At 55.6% G+C, this 2,538-nt stretch carries 4 protein-coding genes; all 4 read right to left on the bottom strand.

Features of this window, described 5'->3' with window-relative positions; all coding sequences use genetic code 11:
- Positions 1-36: 36 nt before the first annotated feature.
- Entirely contained in the window at positions 37-468 is a 432-nt protein-coding gene (locus LKD37_RS17250) for a hypothetical protein (protein ID WP_302930296.1), read from the bottom strand.
- A gap of 100 nt (positions 469-568) precedes the next feature.
- Positions 569-931, bottom strand: coding sequence for a hypothetical protein (locus LKD37_RS17245; protein ID WP_302930295.1), 363 nt, complete (start codon positions 929-931; stop codon positions 569-571).
- A gap of 77 nt (positions 932-1,008) precedes the next feature.
- Positions 1,009-1,716 (bottom strand): DUF4367 domain-containing protein, encoded by a 708-nt coding sequence (locus tag LKD37_RS17240; RefSeq protein WP_302930294.1) that lies wholly within the window; start codon positions 1,714-1,716, stop codon positions 1,009-1,011.
- Positions 1,713-2,252, bottom strand: coding sequence for an RNA polymerase sigma factor (locus tag LKD37_RS17235; protein ID WP_302930293.1), 540 nt, complete (start codon positions 2,250-2,252; stop codon positions 1,713-1,715). The genes LKD37_RS17240 and LKD37_RS17235 overlap by 4 nt, the downstream gene beginning before the upstream one ends.
- Between the last annotated feature and the right edge of the window lie 286 nt (positions 2,253-2,538).

Raw genomic sequence — 2,538 nt, 5'->3', positions numbered from 1 at the left:
GGCTTTCGCCGCCCGCACCCGGGAATTATGGCGATTTTATTCCGTCACGGGGACAGGTTTGATAGACTGGTATTCACGGCAACCGGAAGCCGTGCAACCGGTAAAGCCACTTTTGCGGTCAGTAATATACAAACACTCCTTGCAGCGGTATATTTTTACATACATATGCTTGGCTGGATTGCTTGAGGAGTGGTCACTGCTATATTCTGACCGCTCATGATGTCCACTCGAAAGTGTGGAGTTTGCTGCAACTCCGACTTTTGTTCCGCATTTGGAGCACTGCAGTAAATCGCCTTTGTTCCACTGATGCCCCATAGATGTAATATTATCATACCAAACATACGTTCCGACAATAACGCGTTTGAACGAGTGATTGCAGGTTCCTGCCGCAAATGCGGGAACCATCAAGGAAAGGGACATCATCAGTGCCAAGGTCAAGCAGAGGAAAATCTTCGCCAATTTTTTCATGACAGGGTTTGCTCCTTTCGATTTTTGTCTTTTGAATCATTCGCTGCGGGTAGGGACGCTTCTTACTGCATGGGCCTCACCTCCGTACAATCAGACTTTTTCAACCAGTATAGGTTTTTCTGATTGTCTCTGAGCGCTGCCACTGACCGGCCACGGACCAGGTTATAGACATAGTATACTCGGCGCCCTTCACGGCTTTAACCTGCTCAGTGATAGAGGCGCTGCCTTTTCCCTGGTCTGTCCAGGCTCCCACAACATCCCACCCTTTGTACAGCGTAACATTGACTACAACCTTGTCTGTGCTGTAATCTGCTGTACAAGTTACATCACAAACAGCGAAGCCGTTCTTAAACGTTAGTTGGAATAGACTATCTGGCACGCGTCTTTGTGATGCATAGGATGTTGTAATTACTCCTGACAGTATAGCCAGTATCAGGAGAATAGAACTGCATTTTTGATTCATGTGAAGCCCTCCGTTTTTATCTTTGCTATATTAACGAAGCAGACCCCCAGAATCTTACAGCAAAATTTTACATTTTTTCAATTTGTGGAATTGCACAAAGAAACGCTCTCCGCCATGGCGATTATGACGGACTCATCCACATTTGCGTGGATAGAGAACATCAGGTTCTGTGCCGTGTCAAACCAGATAATGACGTTGTCTGACTCCGAGCTTTGGGGCAGGATCAGCTTGCCGCTCATGCCGGATACCGTGATATCCTTTACCGTATCCGACTCGGCGATACCCACGCTGGAAGCTGTGCCGTCCTGCATATAGAGATAGGAGAAACGAATCCACTGCTTTCCGGTGCACTCATAGGTCACCCGGACGTTCCAGTCTGCCTCCGCCCGCTCCGTTTCCGTATAGCCCTCCGGCAGGGCGGCGATCCGGTATTGGGGCAGAGCCTGGGCGGGGCCATCGCCATGATAGCGGAACTCCACCCGGCGGCCATTCTGCTCCATGGTCCAGCGGACGATATCCGCCCGGGCCTTGGGGCTGACGGCCAGCACCATGGCCGCCGACAGCGACAGCATCAGCAGCACCACCGCCGCCCGCCGGGCCACGGTGCGCCAGGGGTAGGGGTTTCGCAGCCGGAACCACAGCAGCGGGTCCCGCAGCATCTCCCGCATACGGCGGCGGTGCCCCTCGGACAGCGGCACTTCCGTCTCCTGCGGCGTCTGCGCCTCCTGATCCGCCGCGTCCAGCAGCGCCCGGCGCAGCATCCGGTCCAGTTCCTGATCAGTCATGGTTCGATCCCCTCCTCCTCAAAAATTTTCCGCAGCAGCGCCCGCCCCCGGGACAGCCGGGTGTTCACGGCGCTCTCCGTCAGGCCCAGCCGCCGGGCGATCTCCGCCGTGGACCAGCCCAGCACCAGCTTCATCTCCAGGGCGGCCCGATAAGTGTCCGGCAGCCGGGCGAACAGCTGCACCATGGACGAATACGCCGGCAGGTCCCGGCTTTGCCCGGCAAAATCCGCCCAGCCCTCCTCCAGCGGCAGGTGGCAGCGCCGCCTGCGCAGAATGGTGATGGCCTCGTTCCTCACTATAATAACGAGCCAGCCCCCCAAATCCTTACAAGGAATTTCATCAATTCTTGAAAAATTTTCAATCACCCGCAGAAACGCCTCCTGCACGGCCTCCTCCGCGTCGTGGGGGTCATGCAGCACGGCCAGGGCTGTCCGCTCCATCACCCGGTGATACCGGCGGTACAGCTCCCGGAACTGTTTCTTGTCCCCGTCGCTTTCCAGCGCGGCCAGATATAGCGAAAGCACGGCGTCCGTCACCCCCCTTGCCCGTGTCCGGGCCGGTTTTTCCGCCTATTATACCACATTCCGCCTCCGTACTCAATCCCCCGCCCGTCGGCCTACACCGCGTCAAAAAAGCCGCTGCGGACCCGCAGCGGCATAAGCGATCTCTGATATGGATATAAAATAAGTCGGAGCAAGCGATACAGAAGATTACTCCGACATAGTGCCGGCGGCGACACAGAATCGATACGGCAAAAGAAAGAAAAAAACCCAAATCGAAGCCCAGCGCAGCGGGTTCGATTTGGAAAGGAGGAGCAGCGGC

It is taken from the genome of Brotocaccenecus cirricatena, assembly GCF_020687045.1.
In the GTDB taxonomy this organism is placed as follows: domain Bacteria; phylum Bacillota; class Clostridia; order Oscillospirales; family Oscillospiraceae; genus Vescimonas; species Vescimonas cirricatena.
The sequence above is the reverse complement of the archived record's forward strand: the minus strand, read 5'-3'. Positions and strand labels throughout refer to the sequence as shown.